The sequence below is a fragment of the Corynebacterium spheniscorum genome, from assembly GCF_900113445.1.
GTDB classification, from domain to species: Bacteria; Actinomycetota; Actinomycetes; order Mycobacteriales; family Mycobacteriaceae; genus Corynebacterium; species Corynebacterium spheniscorum.
The window spans coordinates 33,472-55,947 of the sequence record NZ_FOPJ01000016.1; the positions used below are offsets into that span (position 1 = coordinate 33,472).

The following is a 22,476-nucleotide window of genomic DNA, read 5'->3' on the forward strand; positions in this document are numbered from 1 at the left end:
GTCATTCCTGTGCTGCGAAGACTACCTACCTAAAAAAGCTGTTTCTGTTCAGGTAAATCGAGGCTAGGCGGCTTGCTTACCTTAATCTCTTCCAAAGGTTCGGCGGCTTTAATGAGTTTTTCGTCTTTGGTGTAGAGAAAGTGGCATCCAGCAGTAATTGCGCAGGCGAGGATCGATGCATCAGCAGGCTTAATCATTAGCTCAGTGCCAAGCTCCTGCGCCTTACGCATGGTACGAGGATCCAGTTCGACCTACAGGACAGCAGCGCTACTCAGAAACTCTTTTGCTTTTCTGATGTATTCGTTATCGATCGGGGGATGTTGCTGGTCACCTCTCATAGCTGGAGTGGCGACCGCTTCAATCCCTAACAGGGGCGGAAGATAAACCGGAAACCGGGGGCTATCCGACACGTTCATTGTGAGTTCACCTAGCTCCGATTCATGCAGAAATATATCTAAGAGTAGGCAGGTATCGATAGCTACCTTTGTCTCCGTACAGCTGTTAGCCATGTGCTGACTCTTCCCGGTCATCTCGGCGAATGCTGTGCATTAGGTCTTCGACCGTGCCCCCCTTCTGCTTTGAGTTCTTCCCAAATGCCTAAACCGTTGATAGGGGGCTTGGCTGCAGGAATGACCGTGATGCAATGGGCATCGACCTCTAGAACCGAGTTAGACTCGCGACATCGCTTCAGGAGCCCGTAGATGTTCACGTTCTTGCGCAGTGCATCACGAATTTCGCTATCTAATTCCTCAGTGAAGTTGACCTTCACATAGGGGCCGGATCCTTCGGGCCGGATTTTGGCTTGCAATCCCCTATCACCAGCCTGGTAGGCACACAATTCACCGGTGACTGAACCCAGAGAAAGGGGTAGGTCCTTAAGCACCTGGTCGATGGACTTAACCAGCTGGGAGGGGGCAGACGCTTTGTGGATGAAGCTTGGGCCGATGCAATGGCAACAGACTCGATCCCGGCAGCGCTATCCAGTCGGGCAAGGTCCCGAAGGTGCTTAATTTGGGTCCAATTCCAATTCGGCGGTACGGTCGATTCCTTTTCTAGGGTGTCTATCCCGCTCGTGATTCCCTGACTGATTTCGGGGGAGGTGAGGACCCCATGATGGAACTACCTTCCCGGAGCACTCCCATCTTGATCGGCTCGTCGGGAGACGAAAAACTGCGCACCAGTTTGGTTAATAAAGACAGTGAGTTGACAACGCGGCTGGCGTCCATATCTTGGAGATTTCCTTCCAGGACTACGGATAGAGATTCTTCTTGCTTCAAGTTGATTTTCGCAGTGGTGGGTTTACTCACGGCGGTGACTCACCTCCTTAGTTGTATTCAGCCGGCCCGTTTGGATTTAGCCTAATGAAAAAAAGGAAAGGTAAAGGGGGAAACTTGCCTGAAGAGGACGTCATTCGCTGTGAGGAGCGAATCGCGGCGGACACGATCAACCGAGTTGACCAGGGAAGTGGTGTAGCCCTCTCTGACGGAGGCGGGGCACCTCCGCGGCTTCGCGACGTCCAGGTGCTCAGTCTGCTGAGCCTAGTTGCACACAAGCAGTGCGATTTCACCTTAAAACGCTAGGATTCTAGACTCAGTGCATCCGGGGGAGGTTCGAGTCGCGAGGGGAAGTAGCGGGGATAGTGGAAGTCGGGCCCTTCATGAAACAGGAAAAGACATCAGCAGCGAAGGATTTCTGAAGCTCCGTGGAGCCCTGGGGCCGGCTGTTTATCCCAAGCGGATCTTATGATGCTGGCGAAAACTTATGAACATTTTCGCAGCTCTCCAGCATTTCAAGCGAATAAGGCTATCAGCCGTGAATATCCCGGCGGCGAAATACCCAATAGCCGATCCCGAAGAGGACAAGGGATAACCCGATGAGAGCGGCAATGCCTCCCCAGCCTTCTCCGGTACTCAATGGCTCGTCCCTAAAAGCCCAAGAGTAGGGCGAGACATTCGAAAGCCACGTCAAGGAAGAACTGGCTTTGGATATTGCATCCAAAACATAGCCGCCAATAGCTACGGCTGCCCCCGCCCCAAGAGCCCAACTCGGACGGCCAGTCATTGCCCCAACTGCTAGGGCAGCGCATCCCGTCAGGAACACCAGCGCAGCCCAGGCAGCCGTAGCCATGATGACATGCCCCACCGTCAAAGAAAGCTCTGAAGGGCCATTCAATAGCAGCACAACAACAACGGTGCTAAGACTCAACACGAACACCTGGACCATTAGCATGAGGAGGCTTTCCAGTGCGTATTGGCCCCGACCAATAGCGTGAGACAGCGTCAACTCTAATCTGCCGGAGTCCTCAGCCCCCGCGATCGCTCTAGTACCCCAGCCGATGCAGGCTACGGCTGCCAGCAAGAAACCAAGCATCCCGAAGTAGGTCGATTGGGTATAACCCGAACCCGTCGAAGTTTTATCAAATCCCAGCGCTGCCGACATCTCTCCCGGCATAGATTCAAGCATGCTGCTTAGCTCAAGATTCTGGAAACTAGGGTAAAGCGGAAGATACATCAACAAGGTGAAGATCAACCCCAGCACCCAGACGAGGAGCCCCCTGGTGTTATTTCGAAGCTGCCAGCGCAGAATCGGAAGCACACTGTTTTTAGCAGTGGAATGAGTATTTATAGCGCTCATGGTTGTTCCTCCGAGTGCTCATACAGTTCCAAAACGGACTCCTCAAGATCTGGTTCCTCGAGGGTCAAACTGCGAATCCGATGCCGAGCAAGAACCTTGATCACAGAATCCGGTTCGCCGCGTAGTAACCCCGACACCTCAATCAGCCGCTCGCCGACCTCATCTACTCTCAGATCACTCAGCTGTGCGCTGGCTTCGAGTTCTGTTAACAATCCTGGTGTGCCGGGTGCTTCCACTACCGCATGCAACCGAGCAATCCCGCTCAATCGGAGCGAAGCAATATCCCCCTCGGCCACGATGCTGCCTTGTGCCAGTACAGCTGCAGCATCCGCCGTGTGTTGAATCTCTCCGAGTACATGCGAACTGAGCAATACGGTTTGACCATTCGCTTTAGCTTCGCGGATCAAATTTAAAAACTCTCGTTGCATCAGTGGATCTAAGCCACTGGTGGGCTCATCAAGAATTAGCAGCTTCGGGCGGTGCATGAATGCTTGAATTAGCCCGAGTTTCTGCCGATTACCTTTCGACAGGGTTCGAACCGGTCGTCGCAGGTCAAGATCGAGACGTTCCGCCAATTCTTCTACTGTGCCTGGGGCAACAGGCCCACTGATACTCGCGAAATGCTCCAAGATCGAACGGCCTTTGGTGCGGTCGCTGAGCTTAATATCCCCCGGTAGATAACCAATATGGCGACGCAGCTCAGGCTTTGATAGCCGCGGCGTGTGGCCCAGCACCGAAATGCTGCCGCTATCCGGGCGGATAATGTCGACCAACATTCTCAAGGTGGTGGATTTGCCTGCACCATTGGGTCCGATAAGCCCGTAAATGCTGCCAGCTTTCACAGTCAGGTCGATGCCGCGGACTGCGTGCACTTCCCCGAAGGACTTGCGCAGCCCTCTAGCCTCGATCACTGCTTCCATGAGTCTCCTTTGTAAGTTAGGGCGCTTCCACAGAAGAGTGCAAGGTCGCATATCGATGAAGCTATGGTCGGAAGTCTTAAAGCAAGGCGCTTAAGTTCTCTGTAACCTCCCCCTGTTTAGCCTCTAAAAACTATCTAGTCAACCCTACGGGGGTGGTTTTTCTGGAGAAGAATCTGCTGCTCAGGGTGCTTTATCGGTCTCATTTTTGGTGGAACTGTTCTGTGCCCCACAAACCCCTGCTGAAAAGAAGCGCCCCAGAGAGGAATCGAACCTCCGACACCGGCTTTAGGAGAGCCGTGCTCTATCCACTGAGCTACTGGGGCTGGTTCTACTGATGGAACCGCGCGTTGCTTCAATGCAACGTTGCTTAGGTTAGCGCACCACCTGAATCCGCGCGAAACCCCCAGCACCCCCAAGTCGCCAACACCCGCTCCACACTAAAGCTATCATTGGGGAAACAACTAAGTTTTGTAAATGAAAGGTTCGCATCGTGCCAGAAATGCACCCCCACCCCGCCGAGAAGTCCACCGGCCCGGTCCCCACCTTCGTTGATGTGCAGCGCCGCCGCATCCGGGCCCGCACGGTGGCCCGCGAAGGCGTACCGGTGCTCGCGGTGGAGGAAATCCACGATGATGACTCCGTCTCTACGCTGCTGATTCTCAATAAATACGATGCGAAGCAGCTCTCCGCCGCCTGCGAGCTCTACCTGCAGGAGATCTTCTCCGCGCAATTCGCTGGGGTGGATACGAACCTCAGCCCCGATGACATGTTGGCGCTTTTCGGCAACAACGATCGCTAATCCCGAGACCCGCCTCCCGCGCACGCCCACGCCCCCAGCGCGGCATAAAAATTCCCCACGGCCTGCCTCACCTAGTTCCTTCTAGGGCGCGAGACCGCGGGGGATTTTTCCTTCTGCTTTCCTAACCCGCGAGTTCCTCCAGCTTCCGGCGAACCTCGCTGGCCGCCGGGTTGGTGGCATAGCTGCCATCGGAGTACTTCACGGTGGGGACTACACGGTTGCCATCATTGACAGATTCCACCCACGCAGCAGCCTCAGCATCTGCCTCCACATCCACCCGGGTATAGGGCGTTTCGGTGCGGTTTAAGGCCTTAATCAGGCGCTGGCAGAAGGGGCACCATTCGGTGGTGTAGATGGTTACGTTCGTCTCACTCATGAAGGCTTCTACTCCTTAGACATTCTTTCGGTGATATCGGCAAAAACGATAGCGCAGCTTCCCGGATTCTTCTGCACCATGCAGGTAGCCCTTCGCCGAGGTCATCCAACTGGTGTCGCTGACTAACTCCATGGTGTCCGGGATGCGCGGGGCGTACACCAGCGGAAGCTCAGAATCAGCGAGCATCACATCCACAATGGTGACTTCCAAAACATCCATCTGGTCAATCAGCTGCGCATATACATGCCCGCCACCCATGACCCAACAATCTTCGGGAAGGTTGCTGGCATCAGCAGCCACGGTGGCACCAGCTGACCATTCGCCGGGTTGGCGGGAGCTGAGCACAATATTTTCGCGATCCGGTAGGGGCCGGAAATCTGTTGGGATGGATTCCCAGGTGGCGCGGCCCATAATCACCTTATGTCCGCGGGTTACTTGTTTGAAGTGTTTGAGGTCTTCGGGCAGATGCCAGGGCATATCGCCGCAATAACCGATGACACCATCGTGGGACTGCGCCCAAATCATTCCTCGCATGGCTTTGTCCTTTTGCTTAGACCGCAACCGGAGCTTTAATCAGCGGATGCGGATCATAGCCTTCGATCTGAATATCCTCGAAGGTGTATTCAAAGATACTGGGTGCCTTGCGTAATTTCAGCTGCGGGTAGGGGCGTGGTTCGCGGGAAAGCTGTTCGGCGATCTGCTCGCGGTGATTGTTATAAATATGGCAATCACCACCAGTCCAAATGAATTCGCCCACCTCTAACCCAGCCTGTTGGGCAAACATGTGGGTCAACAAAGAATAGGAGGCGATATTAAAAGGCACGCCCAGGAACATATCTGCGCTGCGCTGATAGAGCTGGCAGCTTAATTTCCCACTGGCCACAAAGAATTGGAAAAGCAGGTGGCAAGGCGGCAACGCCATATTGTCAATCTCCGACACATTCCACGCCGACACAATATTGCGCCGCGATTCCGGGTTTGTTTTTAATAACTCCAGTGCCTGGGAGATCTGATCAATATGGCCACCATTGGGGGTAGGCCAGCTGCGCCACTGCACCCCATAGACGGGGCCGAGCTCACCATCGGCATCAGCCCACTCATTCCAAATGCGGATGTTATTGTCCTGCAGCCACTTCACATTGGAATCGCCCTGAAGGAACCACAAGAGCTCGCCGACCACCCCATGGAAATACACCTTCTTGGTGGTCAACAGCGGGAAAGAATCAGCCAAATTATAGCGGATCTGACGGCCAAAAACAGCGGTGGTACCGGTACCAGTGCGATCACCTTTGGCCTCACCATTGGCCAAAATATCGCGGAGTAAATCCTCGTACGGGGTGGGAATCATAATCCCCACCCTAGCCAGGAGCGCGTGATGTTATCCACCAGCCCGGCACCCAAGCCCTAGCCATGAGCGCGCACCGAAACCCCTCGATCTCGGAAAGCGCGAATCTAATACGCCCTAGTAGTGGCCGTTTTCTTCGTGGAAGGCGGCAGCCAAACCCAAAATCTCATCGGCTAATTCCGGGCGGCAGATCACAATATCGGGCAGGTAAGTGTCCTTGTGGTTATAGGTCAGCTCGCTGCCATCCAGGCGAGAACAGTGCAGACCCGCGGCCAGCGAAACCCCCACTGGGGCGGCAGAATCCCACTCATATTGGCCGCCGGCGTGAATATAGGCGTCATAATCACCTAGCAGCACATGCATGGCCTTCGCACCAGCAGAACCAATCGCCTCCGGCTCGAAGCCGAGCTTCTCCGCAATATGCAGCGCCACCTCCGGGGGTCGGTTATGGCTCACCGCAATTTTGCGGGCATAGGGGCCGGTCACCGCGCGGGCATCAGAGGAGCGGAAGACCACGCCTAAATCCGGCAAGCCCACGGCGGCGTGGGTGGGGCGACCATTTTCCACCAGGGCGATGTGCACCGCCCAGTCTTGGCGGCCGGTGGCGAATTCCTTGGTGCCATCAAGGGGGTCGATGATCCACACGCGGTCTTTGCCGAGGCGTTCGGGGTTATCGGCGGCCTCCTCGGAGAGGAAACCATCATTGGGGCGGTGTTGATCCAGCACCCGGGCGATCCAATTCTGGGCCAGATCATCACCAGCATCCCCCAGGTCACGGCCGCGCAGCAGGCCCACATTGCGCACGCCTTTGAGGATTTCACCGGTTCCCTGGGCAAGAAGATTGGTCAAACGGGAATCATCGAGTTGGACAGTCATATGAACGATTCTAGGTCGCCGGTTAGAGTCAATTCATGCCCGCCGATAAACCCGCCCTGAACAATGGTGACATTTTGGGGCTTTTCCGCCCCGAAGTTGCCACCTGGTTCCGTGATGTTTTCGCGCACCCCACCGCCGTACAAAAGGCCGCCTGGCAGGCCATTGCAGCCGGCGAACATGCCCTCGTAGTAGCCCCCACAGGCTCTGGTAAAACCCTGGCCGCCTTCCTATGGGCCATTAATAATCTGGTAGAACCCGCAGGCCAAGGCACTTTAGCTTTGGATTCTGCCGGCGCTACAGGTGGTGCTGGAACGCCCACGGGGCATCGCCGGGTGAAGGTGTTGTATATCTCGCCGCTGAAAGCTTTAGGCGTGGATGTGGAGAATAATTTACGGGCCCCGCTTGGTGGCATTGCGCGGGTGGCGGCGCGTTTAGGTTGTGAGCAACCGAACATTTCCGTGGGCGTGCGAAGCGGCGATACCCCGGCGGCAGAACGCAGTCGGATCCAACGCAAACCCCCGGATATCCTCATTACCACCCCGGAGTCCGCCTACCTGATGTTGACTTCTAAGGCGGCCGGGATCCTGAGCGATGTGGATACCGTGATTATTGATGAGATCCACGCGCTGGCTGGCTCTAAGCGCGGCGCGCATTTGGCGCTGACTTTGGAGCGCCTGGAGGCCTTGAATCCGGGGCGCAGCATCCAGCGCATTGGGCTTTCAGCGACGGTGCGCCCGATTGATCGCGTTGCGCGGTTTTTGGGTGGGGATCGCCCCGTGGAGATTATTAATCCGGTCTCGGAAAAAACCTGGGACCTGCTGGTGCGCACCCCGGTGGATGATATGTCGGATTTGCCGACCCCGGAACCCGGGTCCACCATTGGGGAGGCCACCATTGATGATCCCCTGGGCCTGCTTGGGGAACCGGACTATGCAGCCTCCCCGAGTTCGGCGGGTGCGGCAGAGGGCTTCCTGGCGGAAGGTGCGGGAGACGGTATGCCGCACCATGATGGGGGTGGGCGCGAGTCTGAGTCAGCATTGCCGCAGCAGGGATCCATCTGGCCCTTTATTGAAGAACAAGTCTATGAAGAGATTCTTGGGGCGCGTTCCACACTCATCTTTGTGAATTCGCGGCGCAGTGCTGAGCGGCTAACCAGTCGCATTAATGAGCTCTGGGCTAGGGAGCATGCCCCCGAGGAATTAGCTGCTGCCCGGCGTCGGCCACCAGCCCAACTGGGTAAGCCGAGTGATATTGCTGGGGTGGCGAGCACAGTGATCGCGCGGGCGCACCACGGTTCAGTGTCGAAGGATGAGCGTGCCTTAACCGAGAAGATGCTCAAAGAAGGCAGCCTTAAAGCGGTGGTGGCCACCAGCTCCTTGGAATTGGGTATTGATATGGGCGCGGTGGATTTAGTGCTGCAGGTGGAATCACCGCCGAGTGTGGCCGCCGGGCTGCAGCGTGTGGGGCGCGCCGGGCATGGTGTGGGGGAGATTTCCCGCGGCATTTTCCACCCCAAGCACCGCAGTGACCTGCTGCAATCAGCGATTACCTTAAAGCGGATGCTGGCTGGGCAGATCGAGGAACTCCAGACCATTAGCAACCCGCTGGATGTGCTAGCTCAACAAACTGTGGCGGCGGTGGCTGCTGCTGGTTCGGAGGGTTTAAATACCGATGCGTGGTATGAGCTTGTGTGCCGCGCGCACCCGTATCGGGAGCTATCGCGGGAAGTCTTCGATAGCGTGATTGATCTGGTCAGCGGGATTTATCCGGCCACGGATTTCGCGGATCTTAAACCCCGGGTGGTGCATGATCGCACCAGCGGGGTGCTCACACCACGCCCGGGTGCGCAGCGGCTAGCGGTGACCTCTGGTGGCACCATCCCGGATCGCGGGATGTTTGGAGTCTTCTTGATGCATGGCGCTGGGGAGGGTGGCGAGCGTGGGCTTAGCGATCGTGCTCCGCGGCGGGTGGGGGAGCTCGATGAGGAAATGGTCTATGAATCCCGGGTGGGCGATATCTTCACCCTGGGTGCCTCCAGTTGGCGGATTGAGGAAATCACCCGAGACCAGGTGCTCGTCACCCCCGCGCCGGGGCATACCGGGCGGTTGCCTTTTTGGAATGGTGATCAACTCGGCCGCCCCGTGGAACTAGGCAAAGCACTGGGTGCTTTTCGCCGCGAAGCCCACGGCGATGCCACGGTGCTGGCCGGGTGGGGGCTGGATCGGCGTTCCCAAAGCAATATCAGTGCCTTTTTAAGCGAACAAGAAGAAGCCACCGGGGTAGTACCCGATGAAAGAACCCTGGTGTTAGAGCGCTTCCGCGATGAGTTGGGGGATTGGCGGGTGGTGCTACACACCCCCTTCGGCCGCGGAGTGAATGCTGCGTGGGCGTTGGCAGTGGGCGCGCAGATCGCAGAACGTACCGGCATGGATGCCCAAGCGGTAGCTGGTGATGATGGGATTGTGCTTCGCCTACCGGAAGGGGAGGTGGACCCGGGGGCGGAATTATTCGCCCTCCCCAGTGAAGATATTGAGGCGATTGTTACCGAGCAGGTGGGTAACTCCGCGCTTTTTGCTTCCCGCTTCCGCGAATGCGCGGCACGCGCTTTGCTTTTGCCACGGCGAAACCCCGGCAAGCGTGCCCCGCTATGGCAACAACGCCAACGCGCAGAACAGCTCTTAGATGTAGCACGGAAATACCCGAGCTTCCCCATCATCTTGGAAACCGTGCGGGAATGCTTAAGGGATGTCTATGACCTGCCGGCGTTGGTGTCGATCCTGGAGGATATTGAGCACCGCCGGGTGATGATCTCTGAGGTGACCACCAGCGCGCCGAGTCCTTTTGCTTCATCGCTGCTTTTTAATTACACCGGCGCCTTTATGTATGAAGGCGACACCCCGCTGGCGGAAAAGCGTGCGGCGGCGTTGGCGCTGGACCCGGCACTATTGGCGAAGCTTTTGGGCACCGTGGAGCTACGCGAGCTGCTGGTGCCGGAGATTATTGCGGAAACCCATGCGCAATTGCAGCATATTGCTGATGGCTACCGGGCACGCTCAGCCGAAGAATTAGTGGACCAACTACGGGTACTAGGGCCCATTGCGCTGGCGGATCTGGGGAAGCACTGCGACTTTGAGGGCATCGAGCATGTGATTGATACCCAGCTGCGGGGCCGTGTGATGCGGGTGCGCATTGATGGGGTTGAGCACCTAGCCCAAGTAGAGGATGCGGCACTTTTACGCGATGGTTTAGGGATCCCGGTGCCTCCTGGGGTGCCCGCTCAACAAGACAGCATTGTGGATGCCCCGCAGCAGCTGATAAGTCGCTGGGCGCGCGCACGTGGTCCCTTTACGCTGCGGGAATGTGCGGAGGCCTTTGGGTTTTCTGCTGGGGTGACACACCAGATTTTGAGTGCGTTGACTAAGGATGCCTCCCGTGGGCTTATCCAAGGGCATTATCGCCAGGGTGTGGCGGAGGAAGAATATATTGCCTCCTCCGTTTTGAAAATTATTCGCTCCCGTAGTTTGGCAGCTGCCCGCGCGGAAGCAGAACCGATTAGCCCCAGTGCCTATGCGCGTTTCTTAATGGAATGGCAGCAGGTCGCAGCGATGGGGGAGCAGCCGGAGCTACGCGGTAGCGATGGGGTATTCGCGGTGATTGAGCAGCTAGCGGGGGTGCGTTTACCGGCGAGTGCGTGGGAGACCTTGGTGTTGCCTAGCCGCGTGCGTGATTATCAGCCGGGCATGTTGGATGAGCTGACCATCAGTGGGGAAGTGCTCATTGTGGGTGCCGGGCAGGCGGCCTCCCAGGATCCGTGGGTGATGTTATTGCCGGCGGATTATGCCCCGGAAATTATTGAGATTCCGGATGCGGTGGGGGAGGGTGCTGCAGGTGCAGGTGCAGGTGCAGGTGCAGGTGCTGGTGCTGGTTCTGGGTCAGGGGCTTCGCCGACATTGTCGAAGGTCCAAGAAGAAATCATGGACAAGCTGTCCACCGGCGGCGCTTTCCACCCCACCGAACTGTTCCGTCACCTCCACGGCGAGGATCTCGGCCTCGTTGCCGGCACCATCACTGTGCAGGAGCTTTCCGAAGCACTCTGGGATCTCTTAGCCCGCGGGTTAGCAGCACCAGATAGTTTCGCTGCGGTTCGCGCGCACCTCAGCATGACCAGGAGTGGGAGTGCGAATCGTGCCAGCTCAGCGGCACATCGCGTGACACGCCGCCCGGGTCGAAGCCGGGTGGGGCGCGGTCGGCTCAGCCGCCGCAGCCTAGGTGCTAGTGGGGTAGGTAGTGCGGTGAGTCTGCCGCCGGATCTTGCCAGTGCTGGGCGGTGGGCGGCTAGCCCGCGTGCCAATACTGAAGCCACTGCCCGTGGTGTGCTCCACGGTGAACTTTGGTTGGACCGCTATGGGGTGGTGACCCGCGGTGGGATTGTCAATGAACAGGTCACCGGTGGCTTCGCTCTGGCTTATCGTGTGCTCTCGCGCTTTGAAGAAAATGGCAAAGCCCTACGCGGCCATATTGTGGAAGGCCTTGGTGCCGCACAGTTTTCTACCCCTGCGATTATTGATCGCGCCCGTGCTTTTGCCGATAGCCTTGATCACCACGGTTGGCCTTCTGGAACCCAAGACCCAAAGGTGTATGTGCTGGCTGCCACTGACCCCGCTAACCCTTATGGTTCGGTGTTGCCTTGGCCGGAGGATTCCCGGGGTTTAAGCCGCTCTGCGGGTGCCATGGTGGTGATCGCTGATGGGCTGTTGGTGGCCTATATTTCGCGCGGCGGGAAGAACCTTCAGCTGCTTCCTACTGCACAACATGATGAAGTAGAGATAGCGGAACTGGTGCTCCCAGCGCTTAATGATGTGATTGAGCGTGGTCTGGTGCAGCCGCTGAGGGTAGAAAACTTAATGGTGAGGCCATCTTTGGCCATCCGTTGGTGCCGCAGCTGCGTGCCGCCGGGGCAGTACTTAGCCCCAAGGGGTTGAAGCTGCAGGGGTATCCGAAGCCCAGTTCCTCGCTGCGGGTTTCCCGGGCTGGGCTTGATGGTGGGCTTCCGAGTTTTGATGATCCGAGTTTTGCGGATCCCCCTGAAGGCGAGAACCACGAGTTCCCGCAGGGCGGATTCCCGCAGGGCGGATTCCCGCAGGGAGGGTTTATGTCCGGTGGTCGCCGCAGGAAGCCTTATGGCAAGCCCCGCGGAAGGCGTTAGCCCGCGGCAGGAGACAACGCCTGCCTACAGCGCGTGCCTAGAGCGCGTGCGAACCAAAGGCCAGCGCGATGGCGATGAGCACGGTGGACACCACCGACATGCCTAGCCACACCCCATCACTCTTCTTGCTGCTCAAAGCGCAATAAAGAAGCGATAGACCAAACCCCAGACCAATGGAACCTAGGGCAATATTGCCCCACTCGCCACTAATCCCCTTGGCATAAAAACGATAGGCAACCACAGCCGCCCAGACGATGCCCACGCCAATCAGCGTCGCACTAGCTGAGGCAAGCTGCGGTGTACTAAAACGGGAAAGTCGCGATGTCTCCACGAGGGAATCTTCTTTCAAGGTGTCTGTGTCACACTCAACGATGTACCCCACCGATACTAACGACATCTCCCATCGCCGCACGTCGAGTCCCACAGCACTCACTAAGCTAGACCCCGTGCCCGAAGGTGATTCCATCTACCAGCTCTCCCGCCGACTCCAACCACTCGTCGGCCGCGAAGTGCTCCACAGCTCCATCCGCGTCCCGCGTTTTGCTACCACCAGCCTCAACGGCCGCACCCTGGATCACATCTGGTCCTACGGCAAGCACCTCTTCATGGACTTCTCCGGGCTCTGCGTGCACACCCACCTCAAAATGGAAGGCACCTGGTCCATCCACCGCGCCGGCGATCGCTGGCGCAAACCCGGCCACACCGCGCGCATCGTTGTCCAACTCCAAGGCGCCCCCACACACTCACACCCCATCGAGGTCGTAGGCTTCTCCCTCGGCTTCCTGCGCATTTTCCCCACCCGCGATTACCCACTGGCAATCAAAGAACTCGGCCCCGATGTGCTTGACCCGCAGTGGCCGGAAGAAGGCCACCCGCTCGCGCTCGCCAATATACTTTCCCGCCCCAACCGGCCCATCGGCACCGCGCTGCTGGATCAAAAAAATTTAGCTGGGGTGGGCAATGAATATCGCGCCGAAATCTGCTTCCTCGCCGGCATCCACCCCGCCACCCCGGTGGCGCACACCGATGTCGAGCAGGTCCTCGCCATCACCCGGCATCTCATGTGGGAAAACCGCAACCAACCGCTGCGCGTCAGCACTGGGGTTCGCCGCGCCGGGGAAAACGCTTACGTTTTCGGTCGCAATAACCGCCCTTGTCGGCGCTGCGGCACGCTGATCACCAAGGGTTTTCTCGGTGGCATTGATCGCGGCGGTGATGCAGACGAGCTCGAGCGCGTGATCTGGTGGTGCCCGCACTGCCAGCCGCTGAAATAGGTTTTAAGCTTCCCCCGAGATCGTGGTGCCCGGGTGTGGCACAAAAGGAAACGCAGCTAAGGTTTCCTCAGCTTTGCCGAGGCTCTTAGCTGCGTTAACGCGAGATGGTGGGAAAATTACTGCGCGGTCCAGAATTGACGGCAATAATTCAACAGCGCATCCGTCGAGGCATCCCCAGAATCCGGGGTTTCGCGGTCACCAATAAAGCGCTTCAAATCATTGGCCTGCTGCTTACCCAGTTCCACACCCCACTGATCAAAGCTATTGATCTCCCAGATACTGCCTTCCACAAACACAATGTGCTCATACAGGGCAATCAAGGAACCCAAAGCAAAAGGTGTCAGCTCTTCGGCCATGATCGTGGTGGTCGGGCGATTACCCGGCATCACCTTATGCGGCACCAGTGATGCATCCACGCCTTCTGCGGCAATGGTCTCCGCATCCTTACCAAAGGCCAGCACCTTCGTTTGGGCAAAGAAGTTAGACAGCAGCAGCTCATGCATGGTGAAACCATCCTGGGCCGGCAGATCCTCCTTGGGGCGCACAAACCCAATGAAGTCCGCGGGAATCATGCGGGTGCCCTGGTGGATCAGCTGGAAGAAAGCATGCTGACCATTAGTACCCGGCTCACCCCAGTAGATCTCACCGGTGTCATAAGTAACCGGGTTGCCCTCACGGGTAACGGACTTACCATTCGACTCCATGGTCAGCTGCTGCAGGTAGGCAGGGAAGCGCGCCAAATCCTGAGAATAGGGCAGCACCGCATGGGTTTCCGCATGGTAGAAGTTCGAGTACCAAATATTCAGCAGCGCCATCAACACCGGCACATTCTCGCGGAAATCGGTGTCGCGGAAATGCTCATCCATAGCGCGGAAGCCTTCCAGGAAGCGCATAAAGTCCATCGGCCCGATCACAGCCATCAGGGAAAGCCCAATGGCGGAGTCCACCGAGTAGCGGCCACCAACCCAATCCCAGAAACCAAACATATTGGCCGTATCAATGCCGAACTCAGCGACCTTCTCCGCATTCGTGGATACCGCCACGAAGTGCTTCGCCACGGCGGATTCATCACCATCGAACTTCTCCAACAGCCACTGCTTAGCAGCATTGGCATTAGCCAAAGTCTCCTGCGTGGTGAAGGTCTTGGAGGCCACAATAAAGAGCGTGGATTCCGGATCCAAGTTATCCAAGGTGGCGCACATATCAGCCGGATCCACATTGGACACAAACTCCGCGGTGATCCCAGCAGTGGCATAACTACGCAGCGCCTGGGTGGCCATCGCCGGGCCTAGGTCAGATCCACCAATACCAATATTGACCACCTTCTTGATGGTGCGCCCGGTGTGCCCACGCCAACGGCCACTGCGCAGCTCCGTTGCGAAATCACGCATCCGCGAGAGCACCTCATGAACATCGGCGGCCACATCCTGGCCATCAACTTCCAAGTCCTCTTCCACCGGCAAGCGCAGCGCCGTATGCAACACCGCACGATCCTCGGTGTTATTGATGTGCTCGCCACCAAACATGGCAGCAATGCGATCCCGCAGTCCCGCAGCTTCGACCAGGTTGATCAGATCACCGAGGGTTTCTTCATCGACCAGGTTCTTCGACAGGTCAACATGCAGCCCAGCAGCATCGAAGGTCAGATTCTCGACGCGCTCCGGGTGCTCTTCAAAGAGCTGACGCAAGGTCACGCCGCGGTTATCCGCATAGCGTTTTTCCAGGGTCATCCACTCGGCTGAATTAGTGATATCGGGCATGGTGGGAGAAAACTCCTTTTTCCGTCTTAGCGACAAAGTTGGGGCGCACAACTGTGCACCAACATCTCCCCTCGAATGTAGTTGAGTTCAGCCCAGGATGCGGAGGCACTGTGGGAAGGCGCACAATAGGGAACCATGAGCTATGTAGTGATCAATGCACTGACCGTCCCCGAAGGTGGCGGTCCCGAAATCGAGAAGCGCTTCGAAGCCCGTAAACACTCCGTCGACAATGCCCCCGGATTCGAGGGCTTCCAACTGCTGCGCCCCGTCAAAGGCGAAGAACGCTACTTCGTCCTCACTCAGTGGAAAGACGAAGAATCCTATGTTCACTGGCGTGACGGCGAATCCAAGTACCTGCACGCCCACGGCAACCCCACCGACGACAAAGAAGGCCGAAAAGGGGAGCCAGTCGCCACCAATTCCCAACTTTTGGAATTCGATGTTGTCCTGGATTCCCAAGCCGCCGATGACTAAAAACCACGCTTAAGCACCCAAAGCGCTTATGCGCATACCCCCGAAACAGCGTGGGGTGGGCCCCGACCTTCAGGTTGGGGCCATTCATCTGCTTAAGGGTTGGTGGGGGTAAGTGATAATGACAGGGTGGGCCAGAAGCGAGTACAAATAGCCATATGACTTCAACCACAAAAGACTTATCAGACCTTATAGATAACGCCCCGAAGGGGCTTTTCATCAACGGCGAGTTCGTTGATGGCGAAAATGGCGAAACCTTCGATGTCATCAACCCCTCTGATGGCAGCGTGCTCGCCAAGGTTGCCTCCGCCTCTGAAAATGATGCGCGCCGGGCCCTCGATAGCATCTGCGAAGCCCAAGGAGCATGGGCTGCTCGCTCTTCTCGGGAACGCTCTGAAATCCTGCGCCGCGCCTTCGAATTACTCCTCGAGCATGAAGATGAGCTCGCGCTCCTCCAATCCGCTGAGCTAGGCCGCGCACTGCCGGATTCTCGTGGTGAAGTTGCCTATGGTGCTGAGTTCTTCCGCTGGTTCGCTGAAGAAGGTGTGCGTGTACGCGGCGATTATCGTCACAACCCGGCAGGTAATGCCCGCATCGTTGTCACCCACCAGCCGGTTGGCCCCTGCTTAGCTATTACCCCCTGGAACTTCCCGCTCGCCATGGGCACCCGCAAGCTTGGCCCCGCCCTTGCCGCTGGCTGCACCATGATCCTCAAGCCCGCCTCCAAAACCCCGCTGACCATGCTCTATCTGGCGAAGCTCTTGAAGGAAGCTGGCCTTCCAGATGGTGTGATCGCAGTGGTGCCCTCCAAGCGCAGCTCTAATATCTCCAACCTTTTGCAGGATTCGCGACTGCGCAAGCTCACCTTCACCGGTTCCACCGAGGTAGGCCAGATGCTCTCCAAGATGGCTGCAGAGCGCTCCATGAATGTTTCCCTCGAACTCGGCGGCAACGCCCCCTATGTGGTCTGCGATGATGCCGATCTCGATACCGCCGTGGAAGCTGTCGTTACCGCCAAGATGCGCGGTGCCGGCCAGGTTTGTATCGCTGCTAACCGCTTCCTGGTGCACTCCAGTATCAAGGAAGAATTCGTTGAGCGCGTCACCGAAGTGATGAGTCGTTTCACCATTGGTCGCGGCACTGATGATGGTGTGGACTTCGGCCCGCTTTCTGGTGAAGACCAGATCGAAAAGGTCGGCCAGCTGGTCGAAGACGCGGTTAAGGAAGGCGCTAAGCGCAGCACCCCCACCGATCTTCCTGAAGGCCTACCCGAGGGCGGCTACTACTATCCGGCCACCGTGCTGTCTGATCTGCCCGAAGGTGCTGAGATCCGCTCTACCGAAATCTTCGGCCCCGTGGTTGCCGTGGACACCTTCGATACTGATGAAGAAGCCATCGCCAAGGCCAATAACACCCCCTTCGGTTTGGCTGCCTACGTCTTTAGCGAGAACCTCACCCGCGCACTGAACCTGGCCGAGAAGATCGAAGCCGGCATGGTTGCGGTCAACAAGGGTGCGCTTTCTGACCCCGCTGCACCCTTCGGTGGTGTGAAGGAATCCGGTAATGGTCGTGAAGGTGGCTTCGAAGGTATCGAAGAATACCTCGAGCCCAAGTTCATCTCCCTGCCGCTCTAAAATCGCCCCCACTTAAAGGCTTAAGCCGTCCCCCTAACGCCAGGGGGACGGCTTTTATATGCGCTTTTAACCCAACTTGCCACGGCCCATCCGCAATAACAAGGCCGCTAGGTTCGGGCCTTCCTCACCAATTTCTTCGCGGAACTGGTTAATAATTGCTACCTCCCGGGTATGCACCAAACGGGTGCCGCCAGAACCCATGCGGGTACGCCCAATTGCCTTAGAGATGGCAGCACGCTGCTTCACAGCATCCAAAATGACCTTATCCAGTCGGTCGATCTCTTGGCGATAACGCTGGATTTCTTGGTCAGAGAGAGGATCATCAGTTCCGCTGGGCATCCGGAACTCGAAGATATTGCCTGCATCATCACTCATAGCTGGAATTATGCCACCAACTTCCGACCGGGGAATAGGGGGTAATCTTCAGCCCTCCCCAGCGGCTTGTTCGAATTGCTGCCAGCTGCCTGACCCAAGCGGCAGGGTAGCGTGGAGACACTATGGATGAAGCTAAGCAAAACTCTCTTTTTAACCAGACCCCAGAGAATAACTCCTCACCTTTTAGCAAAGCGCCGAGCAAGGAAACTATCCCCACGCAGGCCCCGCGCAACGGGGGTTTTAGTGGACTCACCCCTCCGGCCCCCAGCGCTAATCCAGAGCGCTTTATTGAAGGCCTTAACCCTCAACAGCGCGAAGCCGTCGAGCATCACGGTTCACCGCTATTAATCGTCGCCGGTGCTGGCTCCGGTAAAACAGCTGTGCTTACTCGCCGAATCGCATACCTCATGGGTGTGCGTGGGGTAGCGCCCTGGCAGATCCTGGCTATTACCTTCACCAACAAAGCAGCCGCGGAGATGCGCGAACGCGTCACGGAATTAGTTGGCCCCGTTGCCCAACGCATGTGGGTCGCCACTTTCCACTCCGTGTGCGTACGCATCCTGCGCCAACAAGCACACCTCGTGCAGGGGCTTAATACCAACTTCTCCATCTATGACGCCGATGACTCCCGGCGTCTACTGGGCATGATCGCCAAGGACCACAACTTAGACGCCAAACGCTTTTCCGCCCGCGTCCTAGCCAACGCGATCTCGAACCTTAAAAATGAATTAATCAGCCCGCACCAGGCCATCGCTGATGCCGAAAACACGAAGAACCCCTTCGAAGCCACCATCGCCCAAGTTTTTGTTGACTACCAACGCCGCCTACGCGCCGCCAACGCGGTGGACTTCGATGACCTCATTGGCGAAGTCGTAGTCATCTTCCGCAACCACCCGGACGTGGTAGAGCATTATCGACGCCGTTTCCGCCATGTACTGGTCGATGAATACCAGGACACCAACCACGCACAATATGAACTGGTAGCAGCACTAGTCGGGCATGGACCCGACGCCAGTGAACTCTGCGTAGTGGGTGATTCTGACCAGTCGATTTATGCCTTCCGTGGTGCCACCATCCGCAATATCGAAGAATTCGAGCGCGACTATCCGGATGCCCGCACCATTTTGTTGGAGCAAAACTACCGCTCCACCCAAACCATCTTGAATGCTGCGAACGCAGTCATTTCCTGCAACCCTAACCGCCGGGACAAGAAGCTCTGGACCGCACTGGGCGATGGCGACCTGATCGAAGCCTATGTTGCCGACAATGAGCACGATGAGGCTCGCTTTATCGCCAATAAAATTGATGAGCTTGTCGACCAAGGCCGCCCCTACGCGGATATCGCGGTCATGTACCGCACCAACAATGCCTCCCGCGCACTGGAAGATATCTTCATGCGCACCGGCATCCCCTACAAGGTGGTGGGCGGAACCCGCTTCTATGAGCGCAAAGAAATCCGCGACATTATCGCTTACCTGCGGGTATTGGAAAACCCCGATGACACCGTCAACTTAAGGCGCATCATCAACACCCCACGCCGCGGTATCGGTGATCGCGGCCAAGCCTTCATCGCCGTGCATGCCGAAAACAATGCGGTCAGCTTCGGCGCTGCACTGCGCGATGCCGCCGCCGATAAGGTCCCCATGCTGGGTGCACGTGGGCGCAATGCCGTTGCGCGTTTCGTAGAGATGATGGACAGCCTGCGCGCAGAGATGCCCAGCATGGTCAATGAGGTCACCTCCATGCCAGACCTTGGCCAACTCATCACCCGGGTGTTGGATGTCACCGGATACCGCGCCGAACTGGAAAAATCCAATGACCCACAAGACGCCGCGCGCCTTGATAACGTCAACGAACTTGTTGCCGTAGCCCGCGAGTTCTCCTCCGAAGCTGCCCGCCAAATCGCCTACGCCGAAATGGATGGCGGTACCTTCGAACCCGAAGAAGGCGAACCCGCGCCGGGAAGCTTGGCGGCCTTCTTAGAAAAGGTCTCCCTGGTGGCTGATGCTGACCAGATCCCGGATGAAGACCAAGGTGTGGTCACCTTAATGACCCTGCATACAGCCAAGGGGCTGGAGTTCCCGATCGTTTTCCTCACCGGCTGGGAAGACGGCCAATTCCCGCATGTGCGCTCACTTGGTGACCCCACCGAGCTTGCTGAGGAACGTCGCCTTGCTTATGTGGGGATCACCCGTGCTCGCGAAAAGCTCTATCTCAGTAGGGCCGTGATCCGCAGCGCCTGGGGTAACCCGCAGCCCAACCCACCGAGTCGCTTCCTCACCGAAATTCCCGAGGATTGTGTCGACTGGTTACGCGAAGAACCTGAAAGCTTCGGCTATGCCGATGAGGATTACTCGAATGGTTGGGGTAGCAGTTGGGGGGCTGCCAAGCGGAATACCAGCTATGGCAGTGGCTACACCGGCGGTTATAGCGGTGGTTATAGCGCTAGTCGCTCCTCCCAACCCGCCACACCGAAACGCAAGCCGGCGAGCAGCTCTATGAGCAATAGCGCCTCTGATCTTCACTTGGTGGTCGGTGATCGCGTCAACCATGCCAAGTATGGGCTCGGCACGGTGGTGGAAGCTGATGGCGTTGGCAAGCACGCCACCGTCATGATCGACTTTGGCTCTTCAGGACGGGTTCGCATGATGCTCATTGGCGGGCTTCCCCTGGAAAAGCTCTAAGCAAAAGCGAGAACAAAGGTGCGCAACCGTTGAGTGGTGCGCACCTTTCCTTTTATTTTTCTGGGTATAAAACCGCAGCACTTAGACTATTTTCGGGCTTCTTTCTGGTTTTCCATAACCCCTGTTATTCCCCATTACCACTTGAGGTTAGGGTGGCCTTCCCCTAGCGTCAGTCATGTCTTGATTAGCTAGCCAGGATGAAGGAATCAATTAATGTATCCCTGCTGCTCGGCCCAGTCAGCGCTGATGATGCCCGAAGTATGTGGGGGGTACCTGACAGCTGGAGGGACCTTAACCCGATCAAAGATTGAAGATAAGTTGCCCATCACTGCTGTTCTCCGTGCTGCGTGGCGGTAGCAATGGGGCCTCAACACCGCGATCAGAGTAACGAGCATTGCGCTCTGGACCTAACCGCTTCAGAGAACCAATCCACTTCCGTTGATGTGTCGCAGTGCGTCAATGGCAGCGTATTAAAACCCTATGGCACCAGAATCGTGACCCTTGAAAAGGTCCTCGAGGTTGCTCGAGAGATCGGGCTAGAGGGGCTAACAATCAAAGAGGTAAGTAGACGGCTGCGGGTGACCCCGGCAGCTATCTACAAGCGAGTCAGGAGCAAGGAAAAGCTAGAAGCTCTGGTTGTGGCCCAGGAATTTGCTGATCTGACTTTGCCGGAGGATCCCGGCAATGTTCGGGAATACCTCTTCCGACTGTGCCGCTGCTACCTGGAGTTCTGTCTGGAACACCCGGGGTTCGTTGAAGCAAGCATGTTTCATGCAGACTCACGAGAACGCCGCCTGTCATATCAAAAGGTGCTGGACACTTTGATGCGTTATGGCTACTCAATTGGGGTTGCAGATGATTTGGCCGCCTCAGTAGAGAACATCGCCCATGGGCTATACGTCTACATCCGTCGAATGTACAGCGCTGTGGGGAGAACAGATTTCGTCTATCGGGTTGGCGGTTATCGCATCACTATCGACCAGATGCTTGCGATCATGATGTCGCCATGCATCGACGGGTTATTGGCTTGCTCTGACCCCGCTTTCGAAGAGACTCGCATATTCGAAGAGCTTCATCGCGGATTGCCGGAAGGTTTCGTGCCGCCCCTGCAACAAGACGATTCCACACCAGAAGTCGCTCCCGGCGAATAGACCATTCCGCATTCCACATTCCGATATTTCCCGACCCGATGCCCGATTATCACCTAAGAAAGGAAAAATTTGTATGACCGCTTATAGCGATATTGCTCCTGTTGAGGATCTTGATGTTGATGGTGAGCTGTGGATTCTGACGATCACGAATAAGGAGCGTGTTTCTGAGACTGTTATGCGTGTGACTTTGCAAGGCGATGATTGCAAGGCGCATAAGAGCCAGGGGTTTGAGGAGCATGTGGTGTTGTTCTTTGATGCTCCGGATGCTGGTGGGGAAGTGCTACCTGAACCTGATGGTGAAGGTGGCTGGACGTATCCCCGTGAAGGCTCGCGTTTGCATCGGCATATTACGATCCGTCGTTTCCGGCCAGAGTTGGGCGAAATTGATTTGGATTTCATTTTGCATGATGAGGGTTTTAAGACGGAGTGGGTGAAAAATATTCCGGTTGGTACGCAGATGCGGATGATTGGTCCGCATGGTGGGGTTGAGATCTCTGAGGAATATGACCGCTACAAGATTTTGGTCGATGAGATTGGTTTTACTGGGGTGAGTAGGTGGCTGGAAAGAACTCCGTCGGTGGCGCCGAAGGATGTGTTTGTGAAGATCCCGAGCGCGTCGTCGAAGGTGCCGGTGCCTGAGTGTGAGGGCTTGAATCTGACGTGGTTGGTTCAAGACGAGGGCGACCCAGACCTGATCGAGACGATGCATGGGTTTGAGCTCAATGATGATGAAGCGACGTTTGTGGGCTTAATCGCTGAGAAATCAGAGGAAGAGGCATTTGATCAGTGGATGTTTGAGAATCATCCTCATCCGATCAAGCATGCCGGTTCGATGGCGTATTGGAAGATGGGAGAAGAAGGCCACTAACCCACACCCGGGTTAAGTAGCAAAATGTGTGCTCAAATTTCGGCGTTGTAGCTGGTCAGGGTATGTAAATCCGGGTTTTATTAGGTTCCGGGGCTTATATCCG

Annotated in this window: 18 protein-coding genes, 1 tRNA gene and 1 pseudogene; 8 read left to right on the plus strand and 12 right to left on the minus strand. The window is 56.9% G+C overall.

Annotation, left to right across the window (positions count from 1 at the left end; all coding sequences use genetic code 11):
• Positions 1-29: 29 nt before the first annotated feature.
• The 5 genes from BMZ01_RS10000 to BMZ01_RS10030 form a co-directional block, all read right to left on the minus strand.
• The gene (locus tag BMZ01_RS10000; protein ID WP_263364367.1) at positions 30-245 is read right to left on the minus strand and encodes a PIN domain-containing protein; all 216 of its coding nucleotides are present in this window, start codon (positions 243-245) and stop codon (positions 30-32) included.
• Positions 246-526: 281 nt separating this feature from the next.
• The gene (locus BMZ01_RS10010; RefSeq protein WP_092286987.1) at positions 527-769 is read right to left on the minus strand and encodes a hypothetical protein; all 243 of its coding nucleotides are present in this window, start codon (positions 767-769) and stop codon (positions 527-529) included.
• A gap of 1,037 nt (positions 770-1,806) precedes the next feature.
• Complete coding sequence (locus tag BMZ01_RS10020) at positions 1,807-2,634, minus strand: ABC transporter permease subunit (protein ID WP_092286991.1); 828 nt, start codon at positions 2,632-2,634, stop codon at positions 1,807-1,809.
• Positions 2,631-3,554, minus strand: coding sequence for an ABC transporter ATP-binding protein (locus tag BMZ01_RS10025; protein ID WP_092286993.1), 924 nt, complete (start codon positions 3,552-3,554; stop codon positions 2,631-2,633). The genes BMZ01_RS10020 and BMZ01_RS10025 overlap by 4 nt, the downstream gene beginning before the upstream one ends.
• A gap of 250 nt (positions 3,555-3,804) precedes the next feature.
• Positions 3,805-3,877: transfer RNA gene (locus BMZ01_RS10030), tRNA-Arg, on the minus strand.
• 176 nt (positions 3,878-4,053) lie between these two features.
• Here BMZ01_RS10030 and BMZ01_RS10035 point away from each other — a divergent pair.
• Positions 4,054-4,353 carry a cg0963 family protein gene (locus tag BMZ01_RS10035; RefSeq protein WP_092286995.1) on the plus strand — a complete coding sequence of 100 codons (300 nt, stop codon included), beginning with the start codon at positions 4,054-4,056 and terminating at the stop codon, positions 4,351-4,353.
• 121 nt (positions 4,354-4,474) lie between these two features.
• Here the strand turns inward: BMZ01_RS10035 and BMZ01_RS10040 are convergent, their stop codons facing one another.
• From BMZ01_RS10040 to BMZ01_RS10055, 4 genes are all read right to left on the minus strand, one after another.
• On the minus strand, positions 4,475-4,729 hold the full coding sequence (locus BMZ01_RS10040; protein WP_092286997.1) for a mycoredoxin: 255 nt from the start codon (positions 4,727-4,729) through the stop codon (positions 4,475-4,477).
• 15 nt (positions 4,730-4,744) lie between these two features.
• Positions 4,745-5,263 (minus strand): dihydrofolate reductase, encoded by a 519-nt coding sequence (locus tag BMZ01_RS10045; protein WP_092286999.1) that lies wholly within the window; start codon positions 5,261-5,263, stop codon positions 4,745-4,747.
• Between the two features lie 16 nt (positions 5,264-5,279).
• Complete coding sequence (locus BMZ01_RS10050) at positions 5,280-6,080, minus strand: thymidylate synthase (RefSeq protein ID WP_092287033.1); 801 nt, start codon at positions 6,078-6,080, stop codon at positions 5,280-5,282.
• Between the two features lie 111 nt (positions 6,081-6,191).
• Entirely contained in the window at positions 6,192-6,950 is a 759-nt protein-coding gene (locus BMZ01_RS10055) for a 3'(2'),5'-bisphosphate nucleotidase CysQ (protein WP_092287001.1), read from the minus strand.
• A gap of 35 nt (positions 6,951-6,985) precedes the next feature.
• Between BMZ01_RS10055 and BMZ01_RS10060 the strand changes: the two are divergent.
• Positions 6,986-12,156 (plus strand): annotated as a pseudogene (locus BMZ01_RS10060) (Lhr family ATP-dependent helicase).
• A gap of 37 nt (positions 12,157-12,193) precedes the next feature.
• Here the strand turns inward: BMZ01_RS10060 and BMZ01_RS10065 are convergent.
• Entirely contained in the window at positions 12,194-12,505 is a 312-nt protein-coding gene (locus BMZ01_RS10065) for a hypothetical protein (RefSeq protein WP_244887607.1), read from the minus strand.
• A 97-nt stretch (positions 12,506-12,602) separates the two neighbouring features.
• Between BMZ01_RS10065 and BMZ01_RS10070 the strand changes: the two genes are divergently transcribed.
• The gene (locus BMZ01_RS10070) at positions 12,603-13,430 is read left to right on the plus strand and encodes an Fpg/Nei family DNA glycosylase (protein WP_177180154.1); all 828 of its coding nucleotides are present in this window, start codon (positions 12,603-12,605) and stop codon (positions 13,428-13,430) included.
• Positions 13,431-13,546: 116 nt separating this feature from the next.
• On the opposite strand, the gene pgi is transcribed toward BMZ01_RS10070, so the two are convergent.
• The gene (gene pgi, locus BMZ01_RS10075; RefSeq protein WP_092287007.1) at positions 13,547-15,190 is read right to left on the minus strand and encodes a glucose-6-phosphate isomerase; all 1,644 of its coding nucleotides are present in this window, start codon (positions 15,188-15,190) and stop codon (positions 13,547-13,549) included.
• Between the two features lie 135 nt (positions 15,191-15,325).
• On the opposite strand from pgi, the gene BMZ01_RS10080 reads away from it, so the two are divergent.
• Together BMZ01_RS10080 and BMZ01_RS10085 are read left to right on the plus strand one after the other, a co-directional pair.
• Entirely contained in the window at positions 15,326-15,664 is a 339-nt protein-coding gene (locus BMZ01_RS10080; RefSeq protein WP_092287009.1) for an antibiotic biosynthesis monooxygenase family protein, read from the plus strand.
• Between the two features lie 155 nt (positions 15,665-15,819).
• Positions 15,820-17,295: an NAD-dependent succinate-semialdehyde dehydrogenase gene (locus BMZ01_RS10085; protein WP_092287011.1), complete on the plus strand. Its 1,476-nt coding sequence runs from the start codon at positions 15,820-15,822 to the stop codon at positions 17,293-17,295.
• A 66-nt stretch (positions 17,296-17,361) separates the two neighbouring features.
• On the opposite strand, the gene BMZ01_RS10090 is transcribed toward BMZ01_RS10085, so the two are convergent.
• A complete protein-coding gene (locus BMZ01_RS10090) occupies positions 17,362-17,670 on the minus strand; it encodes a chorismate mutase (RefSeq protein ID WP_092287013.1) in 309 nt (102 codons plus the stop codon).
• Between the two features lie 122 nt (positions 17,671-17,792).
• On the opposite strand from BMZ01_RS10090, the gene pcrA reads away from it, so the two are divergent.
• The 3 genes from pcrA to BMZ01_RS10105 all read left to right on the plus strand — a co-directional run bounded on the left by pcrA (position 17,793) and on the right by BMZ01_RS10105 (position 22,373).
• Entirely contained in the window at positions 17,793-20,354 is a 2,562-nt protein-coding gene (gene pcrA, locus BMZ01_RS10095; protein ID WP_092287015.1) for a DNA helicase PcrA, read from the plus strand.
• Between the two features lie 494 nt (positions 20,355-20,848).
• On the plus strand, positions 20,849-21,505 hold the full coding sequence (locus BMZ01_RS10100) for a TetR/AcrR family transcriptional regulator (RefSeq protein ID WP_177180155.1): 657 nt from the start codon (positions 20,849-20,851) through the stop codon (positions 21,503-21,505).
• 73 nt (positions 21,506-21,578) lie between these two features.
• Positions 21,579-22,373 carry a siderophore-interacting protein gene (locus BMZ01_RS10105; protein WP_092287019.1) on the plus strand — a complete coding sequence of 265 codons (795 nt, stop codon included), beginning with the start codon at positions 21,579-21,581 and terminating at the stop codon, positions 22,371-22,373.
• Positions 22,374-22,476: the final 103 nt, after the last annotated feature.